Source organism: Azoarcus sp. KH32C, from assembly GCF_000349945.1.
Taxonomy (GTDB): domain Bacteria; phylum Pseudomonadota; class Gammaproteobacteria; order Burkholderiales; family Rhodocyclaceae; genus Aromatoleum.
Genome location: NC_020516.1, coordinates 3,584,615 through 3,609,483 on the forward strand (window position 1 = coordinate 3,584,615; position 24,869 = coordinate 3,609,483).

General features: G+C 61.4%; 26 protein-coding genes. 6 read left to right on the forward strand and 20 right to left on the reverse strand.

Annotation, left to right across the window (positions count from 1 at the left end):
* The first annotated feature begins 275 nt into the window (after positions 1–275).
* Positions 276–611 carry an energy transducer TonB gene (locus AZKH_RS26375; protein WP_015436794.1) on the forward strand — a complete coding sequence of 112 codons (336 nt, stop codon included), beginning with the start codon at positions 276–278 and terminating at the stop codon, positions 609–611.
* Between the two features lie 5 nt (positions 612–616).
* Here AZKH_RS26375 and AZKH_RS15840 read toward each other — a convergent pair whose 3' ends face one another.
* Both AZKH_RS15840 and AZKH_RS15845 read right to left on the reverse strand, forming a co-directional pair.
* Positions 617–826: a heavy-metal-associated domain-containing protein gene (locus tag AZKH_RS15840; protein ID WP_015436795.1), complete on the reverse strand. Its 210-nt coding sequence runs from the start codon at positions 824–826 to the stop codon at positions 617–619.
* Positions 827–862: 36 nt separating this feature from the next.
* On the reverse strand, positions 863–3,268 hold the full coding sequence (locus tag AZKH_RS15845; protein ID WP_015436796.1) for a heavy metal translocating P-type ATPase: 2,406 nt from the start codon (positions 3,266–3,268) through the stop codon (positions 863–865).
* A 117-nt stretch (positions 3,269–3,385) separates the two neighbouring features.
* On the opposite strand from AZKH_RS15845, the gene AZKH_RS15850 reads away from it, so the two are divergent.
* On the forward strand, positions 3,386–3,841 hold the full coding sequence (locus AZKH_RS15850) for a MerR family transcriptional regulator (RefSeq protein WP_015436797.1): 456 nt from the start codon (positions 3,386–3,388) through the stop codon (positions 3,839–3,841).
* On the opposite strand, the gene AZKH_RS15855 is transcribed toward AZKH_RS15850, so the two are convergent.
* Complete coding sequence (locus AZKH_RS15855; RefSeq protein WP_015436798.1) at positions 3,842–4,549, reverse strand: sulfite exporter TauE/SafE family protein; 708 nt, start codon at positions 4,547–4,549, stop codon at positions 3,842–3,844. It abuts the gene before it with no gap.
* Between the two features lie 136 nt (positions 4,550–4,685).
* Entirely contained in the window at positions 4,686–6,077 is a 1,392-nt protein-coding gene (hemN, locus tag AZKH_RS15860; RefSeq protein ID WP_015436799.1) for an oxygen-independent coproporphyrinogen III oxidase, read from the reverse strand.
* A gap of 133 nt (positions 6,078–6,210) precedes the next feature.
* Here hemN and fnr point away from each other — a divergent pair, with 133 nt between their 5' ends.
* Positions 6,211–6,948 carry a fumarate/nitrate reduction transcriptional regulator Fnr gene (gene fnr / locus AZKH_RS15865; RefSeq protein WP_041656268.1) on the forward strand — a complete coding sequence of 246 codons (738 nt, stop codon included), beginning with the start codon at positions 6,211–6,213 and terminating at the stop codon, positions 6,946–6,948.
* 60 nt (positions 6,949–7,008) lie between these two features.
* On the opposite strand, the gene AZKH_RS15870 is transcribed toward fnr, so the two are convergent.
* Positions 7,009–7,404, reverse strand: coding sequence for a SirB2 family protein (locus tag AZKH_RS15870; protein ID WP_015436801.1), 396 nt, complete (start codon positions 7,402–7,404; stop codon positions 7,009–7,011).
* Between the two features lie 3 nt (positions 7,405–7,407).
* Positions 7,408–8,637 carry an NnrS family protein gene (locus AZKH_RS15875; RefSeq protein ID WP_015436802.1) on the reverse strand — a complete coding sequence of 410 codons (1,230 nt, stop codon included), beginning with the start codon at positions 8,635–8,637 and terminating at the stop codon, positions 7,408–7,410.
* 105 nt (positions 8,638–8,742) lie between these two features.
* On the opposite strand from AZKH_RS15875, the gene AZKH_RS15880 reads away from it, so the two are divergent.
* Positions 8,743–9,432, forward strand: a complete 690-nt coding sequence (locus tag AZKH_RS15880) for a Crp/Fnr family transcriptional regulator (RefSeq protein ID WP_015436804.1) — start codon at positions 8,743–8,745, stop codon at positions 9,430–9,432.
* Positions 9,433–9,526: 94 nt separating this feature from the next.
* Here the strand turns inward: AZKH_RS15880 and AZKH_RS15885 are convergent, their stop codons facing one another.
* Positions 9,527–11,164, reverse strand: coding sequence for an alpha/beta hydrolase (locus AZKH_RS15885; protein ID WP_015436805.1), 1,638 nt, complete (start codon positions 11,162–11,164; stop codon positions 9,527–9,529).
* 489 nt (positions 11,165–11,653) lie between these two features.
* Here AZKH_RS15885 and AZKH_RS15890 point away from each other — a divergent pair, with 489 nt between their 5' ends.
* On the forward strand, positions 11,654–12,097 hold the full coding sequence (locus AZKH_RS15890; RefSeq protein ID WP_015436806.1) for a universal stress protein: 444 nt from the start codon (positions 11,654–11,656) through the stop codon (positions 12,095–12,097).
* 18 nt (positions 12,098–12,115) lie between these two features.
* Here AZKH_RS15890 and AZKH_RS15895 read toward each other — a convergent pair whose 3' ends face one another.
* The 12 genes from AZKH_RS15895 to AZKH_RS15950 all read right to left on the reverse strand — a co-directional run bounded on the left by AZKH_RS15895 (position 12,116) and on the right by AZKH_RS15950 (position 22,999).
* Positions 12,116–12,352, reverse strand: a complete 237-nt coding sequence (locus AZKH_RS15895; protein ID WP_015436807.1) for a hypothetical protein — start codon at positions 12,350–12,352, stop codon at positions 12,116–12,118.
* A 23-nt stretch (positions 12,353–12,375) separates the two neighbouring features.
* Complete coding sequence (locus AZKH_RS15900) at positions 12,376–12,888, reverse strand: FixH family protein (RefSeq protein ID WP_041657416.1); 513 nt, start codon at positions 12,886–12,888, stop codon at positions 12,376–12,378.
* A 14-nt stretch (positions 12,889–12,902) separates the two neighbouring features.
* Positions 12,903–14,333: a cytochrome c oxidase accessory protein CcoG gene (gene ccoG, locus AZKH_RS15905; RefSeq protein ID WP_015436809.1), complete on the reverse strand. Its 1,431-nt coding sequence runs from the start codon at positions 14,331–14,333 to the stop codon at positions 12,903–12,905.
* 88 nt (positions 14,334–14,421) lie between these two features.
* On the reverse strand, positions 14,422–15,324 hold the full coding sequence (gene ccoP / locus AZKH_RS15910; RefSeq protein WP_015436810.1) for a cytochrome-c oxidase, cbb3-type subunit III: 903 nt from the start codon (positions 15,322–15,324) through the stop codon (positions 14,422–14,424).
* Between the two features lie 3 nt (positions 15,325–15,327).
* Positions 15,328–15,507 carry a CcoQ/FixQ family Cbb3-type cytochrome c oxidase assembly chaperone gene (locus AZKH_RS15915; RefSeq protein ID WP_015436811.1) on the reverse strand — a complete coding sequence of 60 codons (180 nt, stop codon included), beginning with the start codon at positions 15,505–15,507 and terminating at the stop codon, positions 15,328–15,330.
* A gap of 17 nt (positions 15,508–15,524) precedes the next feature.
* Positions 15,525–16,157 (reverse strand): cytochrome-c oxidase, cbb3-type subunit II, encoded by a 633-nt coding sequence (gene ccoO, locus AZKH_RS15920; RefSeq protein WP_015436812.1) that lies wholly within the window; start codon positions 16,155–16,157, stop codon positions 15,525–15,527.
* Positions 16,158–16,172: 15 nt separating this feature from the next.
* Positions 16,173–17,597, reverse strand: coding sequence for a cytochrome-c oxidase, cbb3-type subunit I (gene ccoN / locus AZKH_RS15925; protein ID WP_015436813.1), 1,425 nt, complete (start codon positions 17,595–17,597; stop codon positions 16,173–16,175).
* Between the two features lie 379 nt (positions 17,598–17,976).
* Positions 17,977–18,183: a cbb3-type cytochrome oxidase assembly protein CcoS gene (ccoS, locus tag AZKH_RS15930; protein WP_015436814.1), complete on the reverse strand. Its 207-nt coding sequence runs from the start codon at positions 18,181–18,183 to the stop codon at positions 17,977–17,979.
* Positions 18,184–18,190: 7 nt separating this feature from the next.
* A complete protein-coding gene (locus AZKH_RS15935) occupies positions 18,191–20,674 on the reverse strand; it encodes a heavy metal translocating P-type ATPase (RefSeq protein ID WP_015436815.1) in 2,484 nt (827 codons plus the stop codon).
* 147 nt (positions 20,675–20,821) lie between these two features.
* Positions 20,822–21,589, reverse strand: coding sequence for a 3-hydroxyacyl-CoA dehydrogenase (locus tag AZKH_RS15940; RefSeq protein WP_015436816.1), 768 nt, complete (start codon positions 21,587–21,589; stop codon positions 20,822–20,824).
* Positions 21,590–21,715: 126 nt separating this feature from the next.
* Positions 21,716–22,321: a CoA pyrophosphatase gene (locus AZKH_RS15945; RefSeq protein WP_015436817.1), complete on the reverse strand. Its 606-nt coding sequence runs from the start codon at positions 22,319–22,321 to the stop codon at positions 21,716–21,718.
* 9 nt (positions 22,322–22,330) lie between these two features.
* Positions 22,331–22,999, reverse strand: coding sequence for a TIGR02281 family clan AA aspartic protease (locus tag AZKH_RS15950; protein WP_041656270.1), 669 nt, complete (start codon positions 22,997–22,999; stop codon positions 22,331–22,333).
* Between the two features lie 139 nt (positions 23,000–23,138).
* On the opposite strand from AZKH_RS15950, the gene AZKH_RS26940 reads away from it, so the two are divergent.
* Positions 23,139–23,693 (forward strand): GspH/FimT family pseudopilin, encoded by a 555-nt coding sequence (locus AZKH_RS26940; protein ID WP_083903087.1) that lies wholly within the window; start codon positions 23,139–23,141, stop codon positions 23,691–23,693.
* A gap of 8 nt (positions 23,694–23,701) precedes the next feature.
* On the opposite strand, the gene AZKH_RS26945 is transcribed toward AZKH_RS26940, so the two are convergent.
* The gene (locus AZKH_RS26945) at positions 23,702–24,760 is read right to left on the reverse strand and encodes a sensor histidine kinase (protein WP_083903089.1); all 1,059 of its coding nucleotides are present in this window, start codon (positions 24,758–24,760) and stop codon (positions 23,702–23,704) included.
* Between the last annotated feature and the right edge of the window lie 109 nt (positions 24,761–24,869).

The window sequence follows — 24,869 nt, forward strand, 5'->3', positions numbered from 1 at the left end:
CCCCCGAACGCCGGACGGCGATCGCTCCGCGTCCCGACCCGACGCCCACCCCCATCCCCGCGCCCACCGCGGCCGAAGCACGTCCACCTGCGCCCACGACGCCACCGCGAATGGCGCAACAAAGAGCAGGCGGCACTCCCCAAGCGCCACATCCGCCGGTCGCGGCACGGCTCGAGACTCCTGCGGCGCCGGCCCCGCAGGGCAACTTGCCGCCTCCGCTGCCCGACCAACAGCCGCCGCAGCCCGTCGCGCCCCCTCCGACGAGCCCCACGGCGATGGCCAGCGCTCGAAGCGAAGTCAAATCCGCCTCGGAGTCACAAACCCCAACGGTCAGCGCACGCTTCGACGCAGCCTACCTGCAGAACCCATCACCGAGCTACCCGCGCATGTCGCGGCGGGCGGGCGAGGAAGGCACGGTCATGCTGCGGGTCCGCGTGCTTGCCGACGGACGCCCGTCCAACATCGACGTCGCGGAAAGCAGTGGGCACCCGCGACTCGACGAGGCAGCCCGGGAAACGGTACGCAATTGGCGCTTCGTCCCTGCCCGTCAGGGCGACACCCCCATCGACAGCTGGCTACGCGTCCCGATCGCCTTCCGGCTGCAGGACTAGACGTTTCAAGCCGGGCAGCTGAAGCCGGCCTCCTCGACCGCCGCTCGCATCACGTCAACGCTCACTTGCGCCGGATCGTAGCGGACCACGGCCTGCGCCGCCTCGAGCGAAACCTGGGCGTCCTCCACACCGGACAAGCCCTTCAACACGGTGGTCACGTTGCGCACGCAGCCACCGCAGCTCATGTCCCCGACCTTCAATGTCACTTCCGCCATGATTCGAGTCCTCCTGGAAAACCTTATCGTCCGCCCCTATCGCCCCGCCGTCCAACGCCGCAGCAGCAAGGAATTGGTGACGACCGACACCGAGCTCATCGCCATCGCGGCGCCTGCGATCACCGGATTGAGCAAGCCAAACGCCGCGAGCGGGATGCCCAATACGTTGTAGATGAACGCAAAGAAGAGATTTTGACGGATCTTCGACAAGGTCGCGCGCGACAGGTCGATCGCATCCGCGACGCCGTGCAGACTGTTCCGGACCAGCGTAATGTCAGCCGCCTCCACGGCGACGTCCGCGCCCACCCCGATCGCGAACGAAACGTCGGCCGCGGCAAGCGCCGGCGCGTCGTTGATCCCGTCACCGGCCATGCCGACCCGAATGCCGTCCCGCGCCAGCGACTGGACGACCTCCGCCTTGTCGCCCGGCAACACCCCCGCACGCCATTCGTCGATCCCGGTCTGGGCGGCAATCGCCGCGGCGGTGGCCGCATGGTCGCCGGTCAACATGACCACACGCAGGCCGCGAGCCTTTAGCCGCGCCACAGCCGCCGCCGAATCCGCCCGGACACGATCCGCGACGCCGATCAGGCCTGCAAAGGCGCCATCCGCCGCCACTGCCACCAAGGTCCTGCCCGCCCCGGCAAGCTCATCACAGGCTGCCTGCGGAACGACCACGCCCTGCTCCGCGAGCAAACCAGGACTCCCGACGAGCACCTGGCGCCCCCCGACGACGCCTCTGACGCCTTTCCCGGCCACGGCACTCACGGCGGTCGACACCGGCACCATGGCGCCCTCCGAGCCGGCTGCAGCGACAATTGCCGTCGCGATGGGATGGGCACTCGTTTGCTCGAGCGCCGCTGCGATCGACAGCAGACTTGTACGATCCCAGCCTTCCGCCGGCACGACTTCGCTGACAGCAGGAGTCCCTTCGGTCAGGGTGCCGGTCTTGTCGACCACCAGAACGCCGATCTTTTCGGCCAGTTCGAGTGCCGCGGCGTTCTTCACCAGCATCCCGGCGCGCGCCCCCTGCCCCGTCCCGACCATGATCGCCGTCGGAGTGGCAAGCCCGAGCGCACACGGACACGCGATGACGAGCACGGCGACCGCGCAGATCAACGCCTGCGCAAAATCTCCGGCCAGCCACCACCAACCGACAAAGGTCACAGCCGCGATCGCGACCACCACCGGCACGAACACGCCCGCAATGCGATCCGCGAGCCGCTGCACCGGCGCCTTCGAACCCTGCGCCTGTTCGACGAGGCGGATGATGCCGGCGAGCAGCGTATGCGCCCCGACGCCCGTCGCACGGCAGCGCAACACCCCCTGGCCGTTGATCGTCGCCGCGAAGACCTTGTCCCCGGGACGCTTGTCGACCGGCATGCTCTCCCCAGTCAGCATCGCCTCGTTGAGCGACGACTCACCAGCCTCCACCTCGCCATCGACCGGCACTGCATCGCCCGGCCTCACGACGAAGCCATCCCCCGGGCGCAGACTGTCGACCGGCACCGCGACGATCTCGGTTCCGCGCTCGACATACGCCATCCTCGGCTGCAGACGCAGCAGCGCATCGAGCGCAGCCGTCGTGCGGGCCTTGGCCCTCGCCTCCAACAGCTTGCCGAGCAGGATCAGGGTCACGATCGTCGCCGAGGCCTCGAAGTAGAGGTGCAGATCGTGTCGTCCAAGCACCGTCACGACAGCACTGTAGATCCACGCCATCGACGTCCCGAGCGCGACGAGCACGTCCATATTCGCTCCGCCGCCCCGAAGGGACGACCACGCGCCGCGATAGAACCGCGCGCCGATCCAGAATTGCACCGGCGTCGCCAGCGCAAACTGCAACCAGCGCGGCAGGATGTCGTGCGCCATCGCCCAGCCGCCATCGAACATCGCCCCCATTTGCACCAGCAAGGGCAAGGTGAGAAGCGCCGAAATCCAGAAGCGCCGGAACTCCGCTCTCCATGCCCGGGCCTGGCGCTCGCGATCGCGTTCCCGCGTCGTCGCCCCGGTCTCAGTGCCCTCGAAGCCCGCACGCCGCACCGCCTGTCCGATGTCGTCGGCGCTCACGAGGCCCGGCTGATACCTCAGGACCGCCCGCTCGGTCGCAAAATTGACGCTCGCCTCGATTCCAGGGAGCCGGTTGAGCACCTTTTCCAAACGCGCCGCACAGGCGGCACATGTCATTCCCGAAATCGCCAACTCGAGTTGCGCCGGCGGCACGTCGAACCCCGCCTTCCGGATCGCCCCGATCACCTGTCCGGGCGTACCCTCGGGCCCATCGAACACGACCCGCGCCTTCTCCGCGGCGAAGTTCACGTTCGCGCTGACGCCCGGCAGGCGATTGACGACCTTTTCGATGCGGGCCGCACACGCGGCACAAGTCATTCCTGAAATCGGCAGTTCGATCGCGGGATGACTCAGTTTCGGTACGGGACTGTTCATGATCGGCTCACAGACTGAGTTCATTGTCGCACCGACAACCGACCTTATCGGCATTGCCCGGCGCCCAGATTGATGGCAGTCTAAACCCCGTACCAAAGTACGGAGTCAAGCCCCGCCATGAACAATCTGACGATCGGTGCCTTGGCGCGCGCCGCTGGAGTCGGCGTCGAAACGGTCCGCTATTACCAGCGCCGAGGTCTGCTACCGGAACCGCAGTCGCGCAAGGGAGCGTTTCGGACCTACGGCGGCGACGAGTTGGCGCGCCTGCACTTCATCCGGCGCGCACAGGCGCTCGGCTTCAGCCTCGACGAAATCTCCGAATTGCTGGATCTCGACGAAATGACGGACCGCGAAAACGCGCGCGTGTTCGCGAAGGCGAAGATTGCCGACATCGAATCGCGCGTCCGCCAGCTGGAAGAAATCCGGACTGCGCTCGAGAGCCTCGTCAGATGCTGCGAACACTCGGATGCAGAAACGCCCTGCCCGATCCTGCATGCCCTTGCGACACCCCAGCCCCCGTTACAACCTGCGCAAGCTGCGGCCAAACGCGCGAGCCGCAAGACGCACCGCTGATCACACCTCGCAGACCACGCCGCGCCACAGGGCGCCACCCAGCGTCGGGGCGTTGAAGAGCCCGAAAACGCCAAACCCGAGGACGAGCAGACCCGCCGCGAGGCGCACCCTGCCGTTGCGCGTGACGTCGCGGAAACGCTTGAACAACATCCCCGCCAACATCAGATTCGGTAACGTACCCAGACCGAAGGCCAGCATCAGTCCAGCGCCGCGGCCCGCAGACCCGGTCACCAACGCAGTCGTCAGCGCGCTGTACACGAGACCGCAGGGAAGGAGGCCCCACAGCAAGCCCAAGGGCAGAGCCTGGCGCACCGAGCGTGCGGGAAGGAAGCGTGCCGTAAAAGGCTGGACATGGCGCCACAGATGCATTCCAGCGCGCTCAATCGGGGTCAGCAGCCGCGTAAAACCAGTCAGATACAGGCCCAGCGCAACGAGCATCAGGTTCGCGAGCACATAGAGGCCCAACTGCACCGGCAGGAAGTTATTGAACAACAAGCCGACCGTTCCCAGCGCTCCCAACAATCCGCCGAGCACCGTGTAAGTCACGACACGACCGACGTTGTACGCGAGATGAATCGGCCATTGAGCTCGGCCACGCCCCGGAAGATTCACGGTGAGCGCCCCGACAATGCCGCCGCACATGCTTACGCAGTGCGTCCCTCCGAGGAGGCCGATCAGAAAAGCTGCGACGTAGCCGGTTTCAGGCATGCGAAATTACACGACTCGATGACTGCCGGGAGCGTGAGGCCGCGGCGGCAAAAGCAATGCGGGCGTTGAAAAACGCCCGCACTTTAACACCTTCACGCCTGGCACGCAGCCACCCGAACCAGGGCAGCAGACAAAGTCAGATCACGCGGGAGTAACGAGCCCGCTCGCGGTCGGCACGCAGGTAGCGGTCAAAGACCATCGCGATGCCGCGCACCAGCAAGCGCCCCGGAGGCAGCACGCTGATCCACTTGTCGCTGACCTTGAGCAGTCCGGCCTCTTCCATCGCACGCAGATCCTGAAGCTCCTCGGCGAAATACTCGTCGAACTTGATCAGGTGGGCGATTTCGAAGGACTCGATCGACAGCTCGAAATGGCACATCAGCGCCTGGATGATCGAGCGGCGCAGCAGGTCGTCCGCCGTCAGCTCGATGCCGCGCAGCACCGGCAGTTCGTCGCGATCGAGTATGTCGTAGTACTCGTCGAGCGTCTTCACGTTCTGCGAGTACACCGGCCCGATCTTGCCGATCGCCGACACGCCGAAGGCAAGCAGATCGCACTCGGCCTGCGTCGAATAGCCCTGGAAATTGCGGTGCAACCGCCCCTGGCGTTGCGCGACGGTGAGCTCGTCGTCGGGCTTCGCGAAGTGGTCCATGCCGATATAGACGTAACCCGCCTCGGTCAGCCGGCGAATCGCCAACTGGAGGATCTGAAGCTTGGTGTCGGACGTCGGCATGTCCTCGACCGCGATGCGGCGCTGCGGCTTGAACAAGCCCGGCAGGTGCGCATAGCTGTACAGCGAAATACGGTCCGGCGACAGCTCCAGCACCTGTTCCAGCGTGCGATTGAAGCTGATCATGTTCTGGCGCGGCAGACCGTAGATCAGGTCCATGCTGATGGACTTGAAGCCGGTGGCACGCGCCGAATCGATAACGAGCTTGGTTTCATCGAAGCTCTGGATGCGGTTGACCGCAGCCTGCACATCCTCGTTGAAATCCTGCACCCCGACGCTCATGCGGTTGAAGCCGAGGTCAGCGAGCAGCTTCACGGTTTCGAAATCGACCTTTCGCGGATCGACCTCGATCGAGTACTCGCCGTTCGGCACCAGCGTGAAACGCTTGCGCACCGACTCCATCAGCTCGCGCATTTCGTCGTGCGACAGGAAGGTCGGGGTACCACCGCCCAGGTGCAGCTGGGTGACCTGCCGGCTGCCGCCGAGCGAAGCCGCCACGAGATCCATTTCCTTCTCGAGGTACTTGAGGTACTTCGCCGAGCGTGCGTGATCCTTGGTGATGATCTTGTTGCACGCGCAGTAGTAGCAGATCGTGTTACAGAAGGGGATGTGGAAGTATAATGAAAGCGGCTTACTGACCCCTCCGACCCCGCGCTGAGCCAGCCAGTCGCGCAAGGCACGTGCGTCGAACGCTTCCACGAAGCGGTCGGCCGTCGGATAGGAGGTGTAACGCGGCCCGTTGATGTCGAAGCGACGAATCAACTGCTGATCGAAGACTAGATCTTTCTGACTGGTCATGGTTGTGTCGGTAGAGTGCATTTCGTACGATCTCAAAAAGCAGCACTTTTGTGGTTGACGTGGATCAACTTAGCATTTCACAGCTTATCCGCATCCACCGCATCTCTGTAGAGGAAACCAGATTATCGTGCAAATGAAGGCGACGGTGCCGATTACGGTTGCCGGTCTCAAGGTGGCATGCTCGCAATGCAACCTCGTCGAGTTGTGCCTGCCGTTCGGGATGTCGGAAAACGAAATCGACCGTCTCGACGAACTGGTCGGTGCGCGCCGCAAGATTAAGCGGCAGCAGCACCTGTATCGCGCAGGGGATCCGTTCGAGGCGATCTACGCGATCCGGACGGGTTCGTTCAAGACCGACGTGCTTCTCGAGGACGGGCGCGAGCAGGTCACCGGCTTCCAGATGACAGGCGAGATCATCGGATTGGATGGTATCAGCACCGAGCAGCACTCGTGCAACGCCGTGGCGCTGGAAGACAGCGAAGTCTGCGTGATCGCCTACAGCAAGCTGGAAGAACTCTCGCGGGTCGTCGAAGGCCTGCAGTTGCAGTTCCACAAGGTAATGAGCCGGGAGATCGTGCGCGATCACGGCGTCATGACGCTGCTCGGATCGATGCGCGCCGAAGAACGGCTTGCGGCCTTCCTGCTGAACATGTCGCAGCGCTTCACGGCGCGGGGCTTTTCGGCGGCCGAATTCCACCTGCGGATGACCCGGGAGGAAATCGGCTCCTATCTCGGACTCAAGCTGGAAACCGTTTCCCGTGCGTTCTCGCGCTTCCAGGAAGAAGGGCTGATTGCCGTTCAGCAGAAGCACATCCGCATCCTCGACAGCGCCGGCCTGAAGAAGCTGATCCAGCATCCTCACCGGAGTTGAGCGTTTTCGGGCAGGTGCGTCCTGCCGTCGCTCGCCATCCGGAATCGCCCGAAAGCGGGATCACGAACCAGCGACGAACGCCAGATAGCCCACCGGATTCTTGGTAACGGCAACCGACACGATCCACAGAAAGGTCACGACGGCCGCAGCGAATGCTGCGACACGGATACGCATCGTCGCGCCGCGCCGCAACGCGACAGCCCCGAGCAGGACGTAGACGACCAGGCCAAAGACCTTGGCGGTCACCCAGGGAGAAAGGAAGGGATACTGCCCGCTCATCGTCGCCAGCGCGATCGCGCTGCCGAGGAACACCGTGTCGATCACGTGCGGCAAAGTACGCGTCACCCTGTGATTGGCCAACGGGCTGCGACGCATCATCCACACACCCTGCAGCAGGAAGCCGCAGCCGCTCAGGGCGGCGCAGAACATGTGCAAGTGCTTGACGGCAAGATACATCGCTCACCCCGGACGGCCGTCGGCGCGCGGACGCAGGTAGATCGGCACATAGCGGACCGCCCATGAGCCGAACACGCCGACCCACCCGAGAACGGAGACCAGCATCGCCCACGGCGCCCATCCTGCGGGCACCAATTCAGCGAACACCCGCGTTACCGCCACCAACTCGAGCGTCAGAAAGAGGCCCCAGGTGAGCCGGTCTGCGGTCAGCTTCCGGCCGGAATGGCCCAAGGTCACGCGCGACACCATCCCCATCAATACGGAACCGAAGAAACCGACCCCCAACGCATGAAGCGGTGCCAGCCCCAGGATCTGCACTCCGCCCAACGCGGCCGTCGACTGGATGGCGAACAACGACCAGGCAATGCCGAGCCACAGGAAACCGATGTGGAGCATCGCGAGCAGAGGCACCTTCAGCGCCGACAGGAGTCGCCATTGACGGGACAACCACAACGACGCGACGGCCGCGGGCAAGTCGACGATCCAACTGAACGCAGACGCCCCGGCCATCGACAGTCCACCATGAACGACGCTCGCTCCGACGACGAGCCAGAGCGCCCACACCGGCCGCACGACCTGATATCCGGGGATCGGCCCTGTCGAGAAGAACGGAATCATGCGATGGCACACGCTGAAGAATACCGGCAGCAGACACCACCAGACGGCTGCATTGATGGCCACGCGTGCCGCAATGGGACCCGCCCCGATGGCGACGCCCATCCACGCCAGCGGCGCTAGCGCGCCCGCCGTCACTGCGTAGCAGATCGCCCGCGCGTGCAAAGCCTCCAGATCGCCGTGATGGGCGACCTGCCACAACACCCATAGCACGCCGATCCACCCGGCCAGCACCAGTATGAGGCCCGCTGTCAGCAGTCCCGGCACCACCATTCCAATCGCGGCAATTACCCAGCCCGCCGCAAGAAGACGCCATGCGCCTAGCCAACGAGCTTGCGGAATTTCGTCGAACGCCTGCCAACGTGGCATCGCCGTCAGCAAGAAGCCGAACATGAAAAGCGGGAACATCCCACAGGTCACCAGCAACGCATGCATCCATACGGGCGGAAGGGTCCATGGCATCGACGGTGCCAGTCCTGCACGCGCCGCGATTTCGACGGTCCAAAGCGTGAAGGCCGTCAGCAGCATGACCGCGCCGGACAGGAACATGGAGCGGTGCGGCGCAGCGAAGACAATATGTCGCTCGCTTCCCGATTCGTTGCCGTTGCGTCGCTGCATTCCTTCCTGCTCCTCAAGCCCATTTAGCCGACGGCGCGTTGCACGCATAAAGTCATGCAAGCCGTCGACACGGTAAAATCACCGAGTTTCCTGCCGGAGTCCGTAATGTCCACACCCCCAACCGACATACCAACCCAGCTGCGTCATATTTCGTTCTTCGGTCAGCTTTCCGACGAAGACCTTGCACACATCGCTCGCTACACTCGCGAGCGCCACCTCGAAAAAGGCGAAGTCCTTTTCCAACGGGGCGATGCCGTCCATGGCTTCTACTTCGTCGTATCGGGACAGATGAAGCTCGCCGTGTCATCCCCCCAGGGCAATGAAAAGGTCGTCGAGATCATCAGCCCGATGCAGACCTTCGGCGAGGCGGTGATGTTTCTGAACCGTCCCTACCCCGTCTTCGCCGAAGCGCTTTCTCCAACCCACCTGCTTCACATCGGTCAGGCCGTGGTGTCCGAACTGATCGATCAGGACGTAGGCTTCGCCCGCAAGCTCCTGGCCGGCATGGCAATCCGTCTCCACGGCATGATCCAGGACGTCGAAACCTACTCCCTGCGCTCGAGCATGCAGCGCGTGATCGGCTACCTGCTGCAGCAGGCGGAAACCGCGGGCGGCAACACCAGCCGCGACATCGAGCTCCCCACAAGCAAGCAGGTCATCGCCTCACGGCTCAATCTCACGCCCGAGACCCTTTCGCGGATCTTCCACGACCTGAACAACGCCGGCCTGATCACGGTACACGGCAAGCACATCACCCTGCACGACCCGAACCGCCTCGCCCGCCATCAGGGGTAGAAGCGTCTCTGTTCTGAAGGTGCGGGATCATTGTCCGCGACACCTTCAGGCAGACGCCTTGACTCGTATCAACCGGCGAAGACGGCCTTCCCGCTCAACGTTCCAGGACGTATGTGCCGGGAGCGGCGGCCAGAGCCGGGAAGTCGGCTGATGCAGCAGGACGCGCGTCGACAAGCTCGCCGCAGCGGGGCTTAAGCCATGCCATCCAGTCGGTCCACCAGCTGCCGGCATGTTCTTCGGCGTGATTGCGCCAATCCTCCGCCTTATCGGAACGATGTGGGTCGGCCACCCAGTACGTCCTTTTGGGGGGATTTACCGGCGGATTGACGATGCCGAGGATGTGTCCGGAGCTCGACAGGACGAAACGTTTCGGGCCGGTCACGAAGTTATTGATGCGGAAGGTCTGCACCCAGGGCGCAATGTGATCATCCTCCGCCGACACTGCGTACAGCGGCTGCGTGATCTTCGACAGATCAATCTGTTCTCCCGCCACCGTCAGTCCTCCCGGCTCGATGAGGCGGTTCTTCAGATAGAGTTCGCGCAAATACCACGCATGCATCGCAAACGGCATGCGCGTCGTGTCCATGTTCCAGTAAAGGACGTCGAAGGGCTGCGGGGCTTCGCCATAGAGCCAGCTGTGCTCCACGTAATGCCAGATCAGGCTGTTCGAGCGCAAGAGCCGGAAGGCAGAAGCCATCTCCTTGCCGTCGAGGTAGCCCTTACGCGCCATGCCCTCGGTCAGGTACCGAACACTAGCGTCATCGATGAACACCTCGATGTCGCCCGGTTTGTGGAAATCCACAAGGGTCGTGAAGAGCGTCCAGTCGGCAACTGGCACCTCCTCGGGGCCGAAGCGCCGGTTCGCCCACGCCATGTACATCGCCAGAGCCGTCCCGCCGATGCAGTAGCCGGCAGCATGCACACGACGCGCGCCGGTCAAGCGACGGGCGGTTTCCACGATCGCGTGCACGCCGTCCTCCAGGTAGCGGTCGAAGGTGACGTCCCGCATTGCCCCATCCGGGTTTTTCCAGCTGGTGATGAAGACGTCGAGTCCCTGGTCGAGCAGGAAGCGCACCATGCTCTTCTTGGGCACGAGATCGAGGATGTAGAACTTGTTGATCCACGGCGTGACGATCACCACGGGCTCGGCATGGACCTTCGCCGACGTCGCCGAATAATGGATCACTTCGAGCAGGTCATTTCGGAACACCACGGCACCGGGAGCCGTTCCCAGCGTTTCCCCGACCTTGAAGTCCCCGGGGCTGCTCATCCTGATCTCGCCCGCCTCGACGTCGGCCATGAAGTTCTGCCACCCCTGTGCCAAGCTGTCACCGCGACTCTCGACCGCTTTACGGATGGCAACCGGATTCGTCCAGAAAAAGTTCGTCGGCGCCACCGCATTGAGCCATTTCCGCCACCAGAACGCGGCACGACGACGTTCCTTGCTGGACAAACCGGGTGTGTCGTAAAGCATGTCCTGCACGTGCCGCGTCACGGCCAGGTACCATTCCTTCGTCAGATCCCAGCTCGCCGCCTCGGTCCATGCCGGATCGACAAAGCGCGCATCGTCGCTATTGGGGCTGATCGGGTCCCTACTCCGCATACCGACAGCACGCAGCATCGAGTGCCACTGCAAACGGGACAGGTCGCTCGACAGACTCAGGAAGTGCTCCATCAATTCCTGCGGATGCGCCAGCCACGCCAGTTGCGCGTGCACGATCGGCGCTGCCATACCTAGCGGGTCTACAGTTCCTTCGACCGTATCATGCAATTCCCGCAAGGTACGTTTGACCGTCTTCCCCGGATCGATCGGCTCAACGGTCTTTGCAGTTTTCCTCGTTGCCACGATGTTTGACTCCTGCTCCTGGATTCGCTTTCCTTCGCGCGCCACATCATCGTGCGCTCGATCACTGGAAGGCAAGGTGACCTCCGGGGACATTTCTGCCCGCGCCTGCAATCGTTCGTACAGAAGTTCAAATAATACGCCCACCACCCGCGGACTTCCGCCCGCGGAAGTTACGCACCCGCAGCGACGCGTATGGATGACTCGGTTGGCCGCGAACCTCCAGAGATGCCACATCCATACGCATCCCTTCATGCCGACGACGCTCCTGACATTCTGTCATCGCCTGTTGACGTGTATCAACGAGAACACACCGGATTAACCTGCACGGAAGCGGCTGGCTATAATTAAGCGACGGTCCTAACAAGGGGAAGCACGATGTTCAAGCACATACTCGTCCCGACTGATGGCTCACCGCTGTCCGAGGGGACGGTTTCACGCGCGGTATTGTTCGCCAAGGACGCCGGCGCCCGGATCACATTCTTCTACGCCCAGCCCGATTTCCCGATGCCAATCTACGGAGAGGGAGCACTGATCGATCCGACAACGCCGGAGCAGTTCAGCAAGGCCGCTGCCGACGAGGCGAAACGGATCCTGGACGCCGCCAAGTCGATCGCCGACGCGGCCGGAGTCAACTCCGATACCGACACGGTAGTCAATGAAGTCCCGTACGAAGCGGTAATCGACGCTGCCGAGCGCCACGGGTGCGACCTGATCTTCATGGCGTCCCATGGCCGCCGCGGCATCGCAGGACTACTACTGGGCAGCGAAACCCAGAAAGTCCTCACGCACACGTCGATCCCTGTGCTGGTGTATCGCTAGATCCAGAAGGCAGCAAACTCAGTGCGGCGCGTTGATCTGCGCCGCACTGCGTTGGAAGAACAGGGTCAGAAGGCTGGAAGCCGCTCCGACCAGCCAGAAGCCGAAGAATCCGATCGAATAGGTCGCAGTCGCTGAATAATCGACAGGCTCCCCGAAGAGGTAGAGTGTCTGCGGATCAATGACCGTAAAGAACAGGGCCTCGGCTCCTGCCGCGACCAAAAAGGACGGCCATAGGACCTGCATCAATTTCAGCATCGCCAACCTCCTTACAGTTCAATTTACCCCGCTGACGGAACCATCCTTACGGGCCCGCTGACCGGCACGCTGATCGTCGTCGTCATGCGCCAGTTTCGCGAGTCGTCCTCCAGTTGCAGCAACCAGTGTCCGGAAACCAAAGGAGCAAGCGGGGCCACGTAGGCGCCGTCGCGCTTGCGCAGCGTCAGCGCTTGGTCCATTCCCGAACGGGTAGGATGCGCAATCGTGAGCAGCAGAGTTTCGGGCAAGGCAACGCCGTCAGCAGCAGAGAGTTGCAGACTCACCTCGTCCGCGCGCATCGTCACCTCTGCAGCAAGGCCAAGCTCCGCCGCCCGCGTCGTGCGCGCGATCGTCTTCTGGATAGTCTTCCCTTCCTGGTAGTAATCGTCGACCACCAAGCCATCGGCAGTGCGGACCGCAAGCCACAGCGTCACGAGCCCGGTCACGACCGCAACGGCAGGAATCGAAATGAGGAACCAGAGCCACCCATGCCGATACCAGGGCTCAGAAGTCTCAAATGTTTTTGCCAACCGCATGCTTGCGCCCCGCATTAGTGTGGAATGATGAAAGTGGTGCGCTCGTGCACTGCAAGCCGAGGATCATCCGGAACAGTGATATTGAACGTGATCTCATGCGAACCCTCCGCCACGTCATGCTCGGGCACGCGAACCCTGACGGTTACGGCTTCGGTGCTCGCAGGTTGAAGTTCAATCTGGCTCAGGCCATCGATACGAATACCCTCGAGCCCGGAAACCTTGACGTCCACCGTGCGCCGGGTTTCAAGCATGTTCATGATCTGAAGTTGATAGACGTTTTCGACCATTTCTCCCGGGACCTCCCGCGCAAGCGTGGCGCGGTCGCGGATGATGTCCACTCTCAAATCCGAGCGGGTAGCCAGCCCCCAGATCATTGCAAGAGAGACTAGCGCCAGGATGCTGCCGTAGATCAAGGTACGCGGGCGCAGTACGTGAGCGATGATGTCTCGCCGCCCCCAGTGCTGCTTGACCGCATTCTCGGTCGAATAGCGGATGAGTCCGCGGGGATAACCCATCTTGTCCATGACCTGATCGCATCCGTCGATGCAGGCCGAACAGCCGATACATTCGTACTGGAGACCGTCGCGGATATCGATGCCCGTCGGGCAGACCTGAACGCAGATCCCGCAATCGATACAGTCTCCAAGTCCCACCGCGCGAGGGTCGACGCCCTTCTTGCGCGAGCCCCGCGGATTGCCGCGATCCGCGTCGTAGGTGATCACGAGCGTATCGGGATCGAACATAACGCTCTGGAAGCGTGCATAGGGGCACATGTACTTGCACACCTGTTCGCGCATCACGCCGGCAAAAAGATAGGTGAAGCCGCCGTAGAACAGGATCCAGAAAAGCTCCCAGGGTCCGAAACTGAAGCTCGCAGCCGAGCGCAGCAACTCGTCAACCGGGGTGAAATAAGCGACAAGCGTAAACCCGGTCCAGAGCGAGAGCAGCGCCCAGGCAGTGTATTTGGCGCCTCGCAAGGCCAATTTGCGCCCATCGAGCGGGGCCGCCTCGAGCTTGCGTCGTCGAATGTGGTCGCCCTCGATCTTCTCTTCGATCCACATGAAGATCTCGGTGTAGACCGTCTGCGGACAGGCATAGCCGCACCACAGTCGCCCTGCGATCGCTGTGAAGAAGAACAGCGCATAAGCCGAAATGATCAGCAGGATCGCGAGATAGAAGACGTCCTGCGGCCAAAAAATCCAGTCGAACAGATAGAACTTCCGTTCGGTGAGGTGGAACAGGACGGCCTGCCGATCATTCCATCTCAACCACGGCAAGCCGTAGTACAAGAGCTGAGTAGCCCAAACGAGGACCCACCGCCAGGTTGCGAAGCGCCCGGTAACCGATCGCACATGGAGCTTTTGCCGAGCGGCATAAAGCCCCTCGGACTTCGTCGCACGAACCAGAGGTACGACGACTTTCTTCTTCGGCAGCGGATCGCCCATATCGCTATATGTACATCTACTTATGTTCAGTCTACAAATTCCCCGGGGCGAACCCCGGGGACTTGTGCTTCGTCAAGACGCAGCAGTTCTACTTCGCCGGATTATTCGACAAGCTATACACGTACGAGGCCAGCAGGTGGACCTTCGCCTCGCCGAGGAATTCCCCGAAACCAGGCATCCGGTTCGTGCGTCCCTTGGTGATCGTCTCGATCACGGTCGTCTCGTTCGACGCATATAGCCAATCCTCGTCGGTCAGATTGGGAGCGCCCATCGCCGGAGTGCCCTTCGCTTCCGGCCCATGGCATGCGACGCAGTTTTGCTGGAACAGTTCCGCACCCCGTTGCGCACGCAGCGAATCGTGCGCGAGACCCGACAGCGAACGAACGTAATTGGCAACGTCCTTCACCCCTTCGGCACCGAGGATCGGTCCGAACGCGGGCATCATCGCCATGCGACCGCCAGTGATCGTCGTCTTGATGGTGGCCGGATCGCCGCCCCAGTTCCACACCTTGTCGGTGAGGTTCGGGAATCCCTTGGCCCCGTGCGCATCCGAGCCGTGGCATTGCGCGCAGTAGGTGACGAACAGGCGCTTGCCCGCCGCACGAGCTTCTGGATCCGCCGCAACCGCCGGAATCTCCATCCCCTTGTACTTGTCGAATATCGGCGCGTAACGCTCCTCAGCGGCCTTCATCTCGGCCGCATACTGTCCGGCCGAACTCCAGCCCAGTATGCCCTTCTTGTTGCCGAAGCCGGGGTAAATGACGAGGTACACCGCTGAAAACACCAGGGTGGCCCAGAACAGGTACAGCCACCAGCGTGGCAGCGGGTTGTTGTACTCGGCCAGGTTTTCGTCCCAAACATGGCCATGCAGTTCAACTGGCCCCGTTTCCCGCTTGTTGTTCGACATCAGCACGAACAAGCAGAACAACAGGCTCAGTCCCACCAGGCCCATCACATACATGTTCCAGAAGCCGCTTACAAAGTCAGCCATTTTTTATCCTTTCTCGCCGTTCCGGCCACCCGCGGAGGCCGGCGCATCATCGTCGGTGAAGGGCAGCCGCGCCGCCTCCTCGAATCCGGACTTGGCGGTCTTGCTATAGGCCCAGAGACAAATCCCCAGGAAGCAAGCAAGCCCGAGAACAGTGAGAAGGGAACGGAAATCATTGAGATCCACGGCGCGTCTCCCGCTTGTCACTTGAAGTTCGAAAGCGCAGTACCAAGACCCTGCAGGTACGCAACGACAGCGTCCATTTCGGACTTGCCCTCGAGCGCAGCCCGCGCACCGGCGATTTCCTCGTCGGTGTAGGGATGGCCAAGCTTGCGCAACGCGCGCATCTTGTCTTCGATGTCGTCCGACTTCAGCGGGCGGTTAAGCCACGTGAAGGCCGGCATATTCGACTCCGGTACGACGTCGCGCGGATTGTTCAGGTGCACCTGATGCCACTGGTCGGAATAGCGACCACCAACGCGCGCGAGATCCGGACCGGTGCGCTTGGAGCCCCACTGGAACGGGCGATCGTAGATGAATTCGCCAGCTACCGAGTAGTGCCCGTAGCGCTCGGTTTCGGCGCGGAACGGACGGATCATCTGCGAATGGCAGTTGTAGCAACCTTCACGGATGTAGATGTCGCGCCCCGCGAGGCGCAGCGGGTCATAAGGCTTGATGTTGAGCGAGTTGCCGTCACCGTCGATCGCGGTCGTCGTGCTCGTCTGGAAGAAAAGCGGCACGATTTCGACCAGTCCGCCTACGCTCACCGTCAGCAAGGTGAGTACGATCAGCCAGCCGACACTGCGCTCGATGAATTCGTGTTTCGATTGAGCCATGTTTTTATTCTCCGATTAAGCGTGACCAGCAGCCGGCACGACCACCGGGGCGCTGTATGCCTTCTCCCCTGCAATCGTTTTGATCATGTTGTAGAACATGATGAGCATGCCCGTGAGAAAGAGCACGCCCCCCGCCAGACGGATCGTCCAGAACGGGTAGCTGGCCTTCACGCCTTCAACAAACGAATAAGTCAACGTGCCGTCCGGGTTGGTCGCACGCCACATCAGCCCCTGCATCACACCGGCAATCCACATCGAGGCGATATAGAGAACGATCCCGATCGTCGCAATCCAGAAGTGGGTGTTGATCAGGCCAACGGAGTACATCTGGGTCTTGCCGTACATGCGCGGGAGCAGGTAGTAGATCGAGCCGATTGAAATCATCGCCACCCAACCCAGGGCACCCGAGTGCACGTGGCCGATCGTCCAGTCGGTATAGTGGGACAGCGCGTTCACGGTCTTGATCGCCATCATCGGACCTTCGAAGGTCGACATGCCGTAGAAGGACAAAGCGGTGATCAGGAACTTGAGAATCGGGTCGGTACGCAGCTTGTGCCATGCGCCCGACAGCGTCATCACGCCGTTGATCATGCCGCCCCAGGACGGCGCCAGCAGGATCAGCGAGAACAGCATACCGACCGACTGGGTCCAGTCAGGCAGAGCCGTGTAATGCAGGTGGTGCGGACCCGCCCACATGTAGGTGAAGATCAGCGCCCAGAAGTGGACGACCGACAGTCGATACGAATAGACAGGGCGCTCGGCCTGCTTCGGCACGAAGTAATACATCATCCCGAGGAAGCCGGCGGTCAGGAAGAAGCCCACCGCGTTGTGGCCATACCACCACTGGACCATCGCGTCCTGGACACCTGCATAGGCGGAGTAAGATTTGATCAGAGTGACCGGGATGGCGGCGCTATTGACGATGTGCAGCAGCGCGACAGCCAGGATGAAGCCGCCGAAGAACCAGTTCGCCACATAGATGTGTGACGTCTTGCGCTTGGCTATCGTCCCGAAGAACACGATGGCGTAAGAGACCCACACGACTGCGATCAGGATGTCGATCGGCCATTCCAGCTCGGCGTATTCCTTCCCCTGGGTGATGCCCAGCGGCAGGGTGATCGCGGCCAGCACGATCACAAGTTGCCACCCCCAGAACGTGAAGGCTGCCAACCCCGGCGCGAACAGCGGGGTGTGGCAAGTGCGTTGAACCACGAAATACGACGTCGCGAACAGCGCACAGCCGCCAAACGCGAAGATCACTGCGTTGGTGTGCAACGGACGCAGCCTGCCAAAGTGAAACCATTCGCTCAGATTGAGCGACGGCCACACCAGCTGAGCCGCGATGATCACGCCCACCAGCATGCCCACAATTCCCCACACGACAGCCATGATGGAGAACTGGCGCACGACTTTGTAGTTATAAGTCGCCTGCGATTGCATGAAACTCCCCTTGAGATGAAGAAACTCTTGCACGAGGCGCAGCTACGTGTCCGCCAGCTTGCCGGTCACACCTCGTGACATCGACCGCCATTGTATTGCACTGCGACAGTGGGTGAAAATACCCACTTCAAAAATATGGGATAAATAATTACTGGATCATAGTCGAAAAGCACAAACAAAAAAAAAGGGTGCGCATCTAGCGCACCCCCAACCCCAACAGAGAGACAAAAATTCCTATGCAGAAGTCATCGTCCGACAGCCTTCGGACGCCAACCGTGAAAACTTGTGTGAAGTATGCCGCCCCCCAATACCGGGTACTTTGACGAAAATCAAAGGAAGTGGCTTGAGCGGGAAATTGAAGCACCCGATTGGCAATACGTCACACTTGTTTGCGTTCTGACCCCTCTTTCGACGGGTCTTCCTTTTCACGCGCCGGCTCGGCCGCGTCGCGGTCGTCCATCAGGAGCCGATACGCCGGCCCCTCCAGGTCGTCGTACTGCCCCGAACGGAGAGACCACCAGAAGACAGCCCCGATCACGAACACAAGCAGCACCGACAGGGGAACGAGTATGTACAGGCTTTCCATGGCGTAATCAGGTCCGGGAAGGCAGGCGCTGCAGGCGCAACGCGTTGAGAACCACGAGCAGCGAGCTGCCAGCCATTCCGATTCCCGCCATCCACGGGGTGATCAGACCGGCCATCGCCAATGGGACGCAAGTGAAGTTATAGGCAAAGGACCACCACAGATTTTGGCGAATGATGCGCAGAGTACGGCGCGCGACATCAATACCGTCACCGAGCGCGGCGAGACTCTCGTTGAGGAGCACGATGTCCCCCTGGTTGCGCGCCAACTCCGTCCCCCCGCCCATCGCAATTGAAACGTGCGCCTGGGCCAATACCGGCGCATCGTTAACTCCGTCGCCGACCATGGCGACCACCAACTCGGGGCGCCGTTGCAAGGCGGCGATGTGATCGCGCTTCCCCTGCGGCGTCATGCCACCGACCGCATCCGCGAGGCGGAGCTGCCGCCCGACCGCGCTCGCAACCGACGGCGTATCCCCGCTGAGCAACGTCGCGGGAATCATGTCCGCGGCAAGCTTCGCAATAAGACCGGCTGCTTCGTCACGCGGCTGGTCGTCGAGACGGAAAAGCGCGAGCCACCCATCCTCGTTCGCAAGCGACACGATCGAGCCACCACGCTGCTCGAGCTCCGCCAACCCGGACGGAACGGCCTGCCCGAGCTTTTCGGCGACGAGATCCGGGCGCCCGATCCAGTATCGCTTCTCGCCTAGACGCGCCTCGATGCCGAAACCGGTCTGAGCGACAATCGATTCCACGTCGGGCAACGGCAGTCCCTGTGCGGCCCGCGTCAGACCTGCGGCTACCGGATGCTCGGAACCTTGCTCGAGCGCGGCAGCGAGCGCCAGCAATTCCTCGTTCGGCGTTCCGGCAATCGACCGAATTTCCTGCAAGACCATCTTTCCCTGCGTGAGCGTGCCGGTCTTGTCGAAGACAAAGTGATTGGCCCGCGCCAATGTTTCAATCGCGTGCCCACGTGTAACCAGCACACCTCTGCGGGCCATCACATCCGTAGCAACGGTCAAAGCCGTTGGAGTCGCAAGCGAGAGCGCACACGGGCAGGCCACGACCAGCACCGAAACGAAGACCCAAAGAGCACGTCCCGGATCGATGAAGTGCCAGGCAATCCCCGTGGCGGCAGCAAGCACGAGCAGAACAACGATGAACGTCGCGGCAAAGCGGTCGGACTGTTGGGCCATCCGCGGTTTTTCCCCCGCGGCACGCTCCATCAGACGCCGAATTGCAGCGAGCCGCGTCGAATCCCCGACCTGCTCGACACGAATCGCCAGCGGACTCGACACGTTGATGCTCCCGCCGGTGACAGGACTTCCGGGCACCTTTGCGACAGGAAGACTTTCCCCGGTCAGCAGCGCTTCGTTCGCCTCACTGCGCCCGTCGATCACGATGCCGTCTGCCGGCACAACCTCACCAGGTCGCACCCTGAGCACATCCCCGGGTATCACTTGCGATGCCGGAACGCGCTCGCTTTCCAACTGCGGCCACGAATACAGGCGTTCGACGAAAGCGGGCAGCACCTTCCCCAACTCCTCGACGCCGCGCACGGCCTTTTGCCTGGCGACCATTTCCAGATATCGGCCACACAACAAGAAGAACACGAACATTGCGACTGAATCGAAATACACCTCGCCTGAGCCGCTCAATGTCGCCCAAACGCTCGCGCCAAAAGCGCTCCCGACCCCCAAGGCAACCGGCACATCCATGCCGAGATGACGCAGACGGATATCGCGCAACGCGCGCTGGAAAAACGGCGCAGCCGAGTACAGCACGACGGGCAAGGTCAGCAGCAGACTGGACCAGCGCATCAGCGCCTCGATACCGGCCGTCATCTCCCCCTCGCGAGCAAGATAGGCAGGGAAGGCGTACATCATCACCTGCATCATTCCGAAACCGGCGACGAACAGCCGCCAAAGCATCGAGCGGCGCTCCCGGTGCGCGATCTGCTCCGACCGCTCAGCGTCGTATGGATAGGCCCGATAGCCTATCGCCTGTATGGCCGCGAGAATGCCGGACAGTTTGATCTGCCGCTCGTCCCAACGGACACGCGCACGCCGCGTCGCATAATTGATTTCGACCAGCGACACGCCCGGCTGGCGGGCCACATGCTGCTCGTTGAGCCAGACGCACGCGGCGCAGGTAATCCCCTCGAGGATCAACGATGCTTCGCGCTCGTTCTCGCCGATCGGTTGGACGAAGCCCTTCTGGAAATCCGGATGATCGAACAGACCGAGTTCTTGCAGGGCTTCCGGCAGTGCTTCTTTCCGAGGCTCGGGCATCGCATCCCGATGACGGTAATAGTCGACCAGACCATTCCCGACAATGGCCCGTGCAACGGCCTCGCACCCGGCACAGCACATATGGCGGTCGGCGCCGTCGATCGCAACATGATGATCCGACTGCGCCGGAACCGGCAGGCCACAGTGGTAGCACTCTTCACCGGAATCGGAAGCAGGATGGGTGACGGCGGGGGAAGAAGTCATTCGGGCAGCAGGACCGGCGAAAGCGCACTTTTAACACACTTCCCGGACCCCGCCTACTGCGGCGCAGCATGGTCACGACAAAACGGAAACGGGGCACGACCGTCACGATCGCACCCCGTCCGAAAAACCAATGACGAAGCCTTCTGCTTACTTTGCAGTCATCCGGATAGCGCCATCCAGTCGAATCGTCTCTCCGTTCAGGTAGGCGTTTTCGATGATATGGCGAACCAACGCTGCGTATTCGGCCGGACGGCCCATGCGGGACGGGAACGGCACCGTCTTCCCGAGCGAATCCTGCACCTCCTGGGGCATGCCCATCAACATCGGAGTCTCCATGATTCCTGGAGCAATCGTCATCACACGAACGCCGAAGCGCGCCATCTCGCGCGCAACGGGCAAAGTCAGCCCGACGATACCTGCCTTCGACGCTGCGTAAGCAGCTTGGCCGATCTGCCCATCGTAAGCAGCGACCGACGCGGTATTGACGATCACGCCCCGCTCGCCCTCCTCGTTCGGCGTCGCCTTGGTCATCACATCTGCCGCGAGACGCAACATGTTGAAGCTGCCGACCAGGTTTACGCTCACCGTACGCGCAAACGACTCGAGCCGGTGCGGCCCTTCGCGCCCGACAACCTTTTCGGCCGGCGCAATCCCTGCGCAATTGACGAGACCGTTCAGCCCACCAAAACCGGATACAGCACGATCAATCGCCGCCTTTGCGCTTTCTTCGTTCGTAACGTCCGTCGCGACGAACGCCGCGGCCGGCCCGAGTTCTGCAGCGAGAGTCTCGCCAGCCTCCCGATTGACGTCCGCGAGAACGACCTTTGCACCACCGGCCACCAGCATTCGGGCCGTCGCAGCGCCCAGCCCGGAACCACCGCCCGTCACCACAAATACACTGTTTTCGATCTTCATTCGGAACTCTCCGTCGCTACCGTCCATACGCGGTCGTACGGGACGAAAATTAGCGACAGTTTACGTCAACGTCAACTACCCGAGGGCAACGTTCGCACGACGAGCAACTCTGGACGACTTGCTCACTCACTTGTGGACGAGGTAACGATAAAGGGACACCAACATCCCGGCCGTCGCCCCCCAAATGAAGTGGCCTGCGTATGGCATCGCATAGTACTGCCGCATCCGTCCCTGATATTCCCGGCTATGTCGTTGATGGTTTGCGGGATCCAGAAAGTATGAAAGCGGCACTTCGAACGCCTCAGCCACCTCGAACGTGTCGAGCTTCAGCTCAAATGGTGGATGGACAAGACCGACCACGGGCGTGATGCGGAACCCGGTGCCGGTGACATACTCCGGCAACTCCCCAAGCAATTCGACCTTGTCCGGAGGGAGTCCGATTTCCTCTTCGGTCTCCCGGAGCGCGGTCATTACCGAGGAGACATCCGTCTCTTCAACACGGCCGCCGGGAAAGCTAATCTGCCCGGGGTGGTGATGGAGGTGGTCCGTGCGACGGGTCAGAAGAACCGTAACGTCGCCCAACCGCGCAACGAGCGGCACGAGGACGGCGGCCGGCCGCAGCCCAACATGTTGTGCGTCGTCCTCCCGCACCGGATCGATCTCCGGGTCAGTCAGGAAACGCCGTCGGATCCAGTCCGCATCGCACCTCGCACCATCGTCCCGCTCAGCCACGCGTCCTCCTCAAAACCGCTTGCGGAGCACGAGACGATCACCTTCGCGCTGTATGTCCATACGCTTCAGAAAACTCATACCCAGCAATACGTAAGGAAGCTCACCTTCGTGAACAAGTCCCTCGACTCCATTTGCAACGATCGAGCCTACTCGCACAGTATCAAGACGCACTAGCCATACCCGGACCGGTCCATTTGCCGTTTCCGTCATTGCTAGCTTTCCTCGTCGGTAGTCGATGCCCGCCCTGGCAGCGTCGGATCGGCCTATCGAAACCATCGTCGCCCCAGTATCCACGATGAACCTCACCATCGCCCCGTTGACGCTCCCGCTGGCAATATGGTGGCCACTCGAATCAGCGACTAACGTTACTCCGCCGTCCCGCCCCTCTTCTTCTCCGGCCGATTTTTCGAGCTTCAACGGCCCCACACCCAAGGCCAACCTCTGCCGGCGCCCGTCGACATCAACCACGGCAGCCCCGCTTCCAACTTCAACCAAACGCACGCCACCGGCCGTTCGCTCGCCGACCGCCAGCGTTAGCGGCGCCCTCCCGTCGATTACCAGAACGGCCTTATTGCCAAACACCCCCACGAGCTCCGTCGTCGTCGCCGACGAACTATCGCCAACAAGAGCAAGAAACCATCCCACAAGTACGATCCGCCTTCGCAGCAAAGGGATCACTCCTTCTGCATTCCCGCCAGTCGCCACATCAAGCTCTCCCCCCGATCCAAAGCTTACGGCGCCCCGGCACCTTCGTCCACTCTACCGTGGGCCGACGAGATACAATCGAACAACCCAATGTCCTATTTATTCATCATACATGAGCCACCTCACCGTCCAGCGCGGAGCGACCTTGGTCGAGTTAATGAGCGCCGCCACCATCACGGCTACACTCATTGCTCTCGCCATGCCGGAGCTCTCAGCAGCCATCGAGTCTCGGCGGGTTGCCGGGGCAGCAGAACAAGTGCGCCTTTTCCTCCAGTTCGTCCGAAGCGAGGCAATCACACGCATGACTCCAATAGTCGTGACGTATGCGATGAACGAGAGCACCAACTGGTATGTCGGAGCGAACGAGAACTCACAGTGTGACCCCTCCATAAGCGCCGACGCTCCAAACGCATGCTCACTGTCCTCAGAGACCGGCGCCGCCCTTCTTGTCATTCAAGGTACGCAATACCCCAACATTTCCGCAATCGCCGACCGACCCACCACCACCTTCGATCCGGTTCTCGGTACAGCCGGCGGCTCGAATGCAACAATTACGTTCTCGGGCCGCAACGGCAAAGAAGCAAGGGTCATTGTGAGTAATATTGGAAGAATCAGAACTTGCTCCCCCGCGGGAGCCGCACACGTAACCAATTTTTCGACCTGTTGAGAAAACCCCTATTCGAATGTCGCTTTCCTGAAGCTTCCCCTTTGGATGGGGATTCGCATTCGAACCAGAAACTTGCCTTTATCGACCTCCGTCGTCAGGGATCCTGCCACATCAAATTGGAGATTCAATCGTTCTCTGATATTTTCAAGCGCGATCCTATTGCCGGACGGCGGCATACTTCCGACGTCTGGCACGCTATTACTGACCTCGATCGTCAAATCTTTACCATCGGCCGCAATTACGACCGCCACCTCCGCTCCGGAAGAAAACGGTTCAACTCCATACCGAACGGCATTTTCGAGCAGAGGTTGAAGGATCAAGAGAGGGACGTATTCTTGCCGAAGAATAAGATCATCACAACGATCCTCCCACAGGACCCGAAGCCGCTCCCCCAACCTAAGCTGCTCGATATCCAGGTAGCACTTAGCAAGACGAACTTCGTCCGCGAGCACTACAAGCCTCCCTGTTTCAGACAGCAAGGCACGAAAGAGATCCGCCATGTCAAGCAAGACGCGCTCTGCAAGCTGCGGTTCCTGGCGCGCGAGTGACGCCGCAGTATTCAGCGAATTGAAGAGAAAATGTGGGCGAATCCTTGCCTGCAAGGCGGCAAGTTTGGCTTCCGCCAACACGGGCGACAATGCACGTTGTCGCCAGCTGAAATAGCGAAGAAGTAACGCCGCCATTACGGCTGCAACAACGGCTGCCCGCACCGCTCCCTGCGAAAACACCAAGGCACCCCAAAGCCCCGCGGCTACCTGCAAAGCTGCCGCCACGGCACCGGACATGACAATCACGAAACATACACCTTGCCGATAACCAATTCCCTGCAACAGGGGTGAAGCTAGGTACAGAACAAGGACTATACAAAGGAGCGACGCTTCGAACACTAGGCCATATTCGCCCGGTCGTAGAAGGGCTAGAAAGCCGTCCGGTGCGTAACTGATCAAAGCAATCAGGCTTGCAAACTCCGAAAGCACAAGCACCCGCAACAGAACGGCGGGATTCCGAAAATCCGGCACTTTCAAGTCATCTCCCGGGCGCTTGCCCGCACCAGGCAGTTCAGTCATCCCGCCTCCCAAGCTCTCGCCTCTGCCACACGTATAGGCACCTGCCGGCCATCGCACTAGGCAAACCACTCGTCCCCTGGACCTCGCCTAGAAGAGGCGGGCAACGGAG

Bases quoted from the DNA above. Each gene is read 5' to 3' on its own strand.
- AZKH_RS15895 (WP_015436807.1), bottom strand. From the start codon at position 12,352: ATGCTGAAATTGATGCAGGTCCTATGGCCGTCCTTTTTGGTCGCGGCA.
- AZKH_RS15885 (WP_015436805.1), bottom strand. From the start codon at position 11,164: ATGGCAGCGCCGATCGTGCACGCGCAACTGGCGTGGCTGGCGCATCCG.
- ccoG (WP_015436809.1), bottom strand. From the start codon at position 14,333: ATGGGCGATCCGCTGCCGAAGAAGAAAGTCGTCGTACCTCTGGTTCGT.
- AZKH_RS15900 (WP_041657416.1), bottom strand. From the start codon at position 12,888: ATGCGGTTGGCAAAAACATTTGAGACTTCTGAGCCCTGGTATCGGCAT.
- ccoP (WP_015436810.1), bottom strand. From the start codon at position 15,324: ATGGCTGACTTTGTAAGCGGCTTCTGGAACATGTATGTGATGGGCCTG.
- AZKH_RS15855 (WP_015436798.1), bottom strand. From the start codon at position 4,549: ATGCCTGAAACCGGCTACGTCGCAGCTTTTCTGATCGGCCTCCTCGGA.
- ccoO (WP_015436812.1), bottom strand. From the start codon at position 16,157: ATGGCTCAATCGAAACACGAATTCATCGAGCGCAGTGTCGGCTGGCTG.
- fnr (WP_041656268.1), top strand. From the start codon at position 6,211: ATGAAGGCGACGGTGCCGATTACGGTTGCCGGTCTCAAGGTGGCATGC.
- AZKH_RS15845 (WP_015436796.1), bottom strand. From the start codon at position 3,268: ATGAACAGTCCCGTACCGAAACTGAGTCATCCCGCGATCGAACTGCCG.
- AZKH_RS26945 (WP_083903089.1), bottom strand. From the start codon at position 24,760: ATGACTGAACTGCCTGGTGCGGGCAAGCGCCCGGGAGATGACTTGAAA.
- AZKH_RS15940 (WP_015436816.1), bottom strand. From the start codon at position 21,589: ATGAAGATCGAAAACAGTGTATTTGTGGTGACGGGCGGTGGTTCCGGG.
- AZKH_RS15890 (WP_015436806.1), top strand. From the start codon at position 11,654: ATGTTCAAGCACATACTCGTCCCGACTGATGGCTCACCGCTGTCCGAG.
- AZKH_RS15880 (WP_015436804.1), top strand. From the start codon at position 8,743: ATGTCCACACCCCCAACCGACATACCAACCCAGCTGCGTCATATTTCG.
- AZKH_RS15935 (WP_015436815.1), bottom strand. From the start codon at position 20,674: ATGACTTCTTCCCCCGCCGTCACCCATCCTGCTTCCGATTCCGGTGAA.
- hemN (WP_015436799.1), bottom strand. From the start codon at position 6,077: ATGACCAGTCAGAAAGATCTAGTCTTCGATCAGCAGTTGATTCGTCGC.
- AZKH_RS26940 (WP_083903087.1), top strand. From the start codon at position 23,139: ATGAGCCACCTCACCGTCCAGCGCGGAGCGACCTTGGTCGAGTTAATG.
- AZKH_RS15870 (WP_015436801.1), bottom strand. From the start codon at position 7,404: ATGTATCTTGCCGTCAAGCACTTGCACATGTTCTGCGCCGCCCTGAGC.
- ccoS (WP_015436814.1), bottom strand. From the start codon at position 18,183: ATGGAAAGCCTGTACATACTCGTTCCCCTGTCGGTGCTGCTTGTGTTC.
- AZKH_RS26375 (WP_015436794.1), top strand. From the start codon at position 276: ATGGCCAGCGCTCGAAGCGAAGTCAAATCCGCCTCGGAGTCACAAACC.
- AZKH_RS15875 (WP_015436802.1), bottom strand. From the start codon at position 8,637: ATGCAGCGACGCAACGGCAACGAATCGGGAAGCGAGCGACATATTGTC.
- AZKH_RS15850 (WP_015436797.1), top strand. From the start codon at position 3,386: ATGAACAATCTGACGATCGGTGCCTTGGCGCGCGCCGCTGGAGTCGGC.
- AZKH_RS15840 (WP_015436795.1), bottom strand. From the start codon at position 826: ATGGCGGAAGTGACATTGAAGGTCGGGGACATGAGCTGCGGTGGCTGC.
- ccoN (WP_015436813.1), bottom strand. From the start codon at position 17,597: ATGCAATCGCAGGCGACTTATAACTACAAAGTCGTGCGCCAGTTCTCC.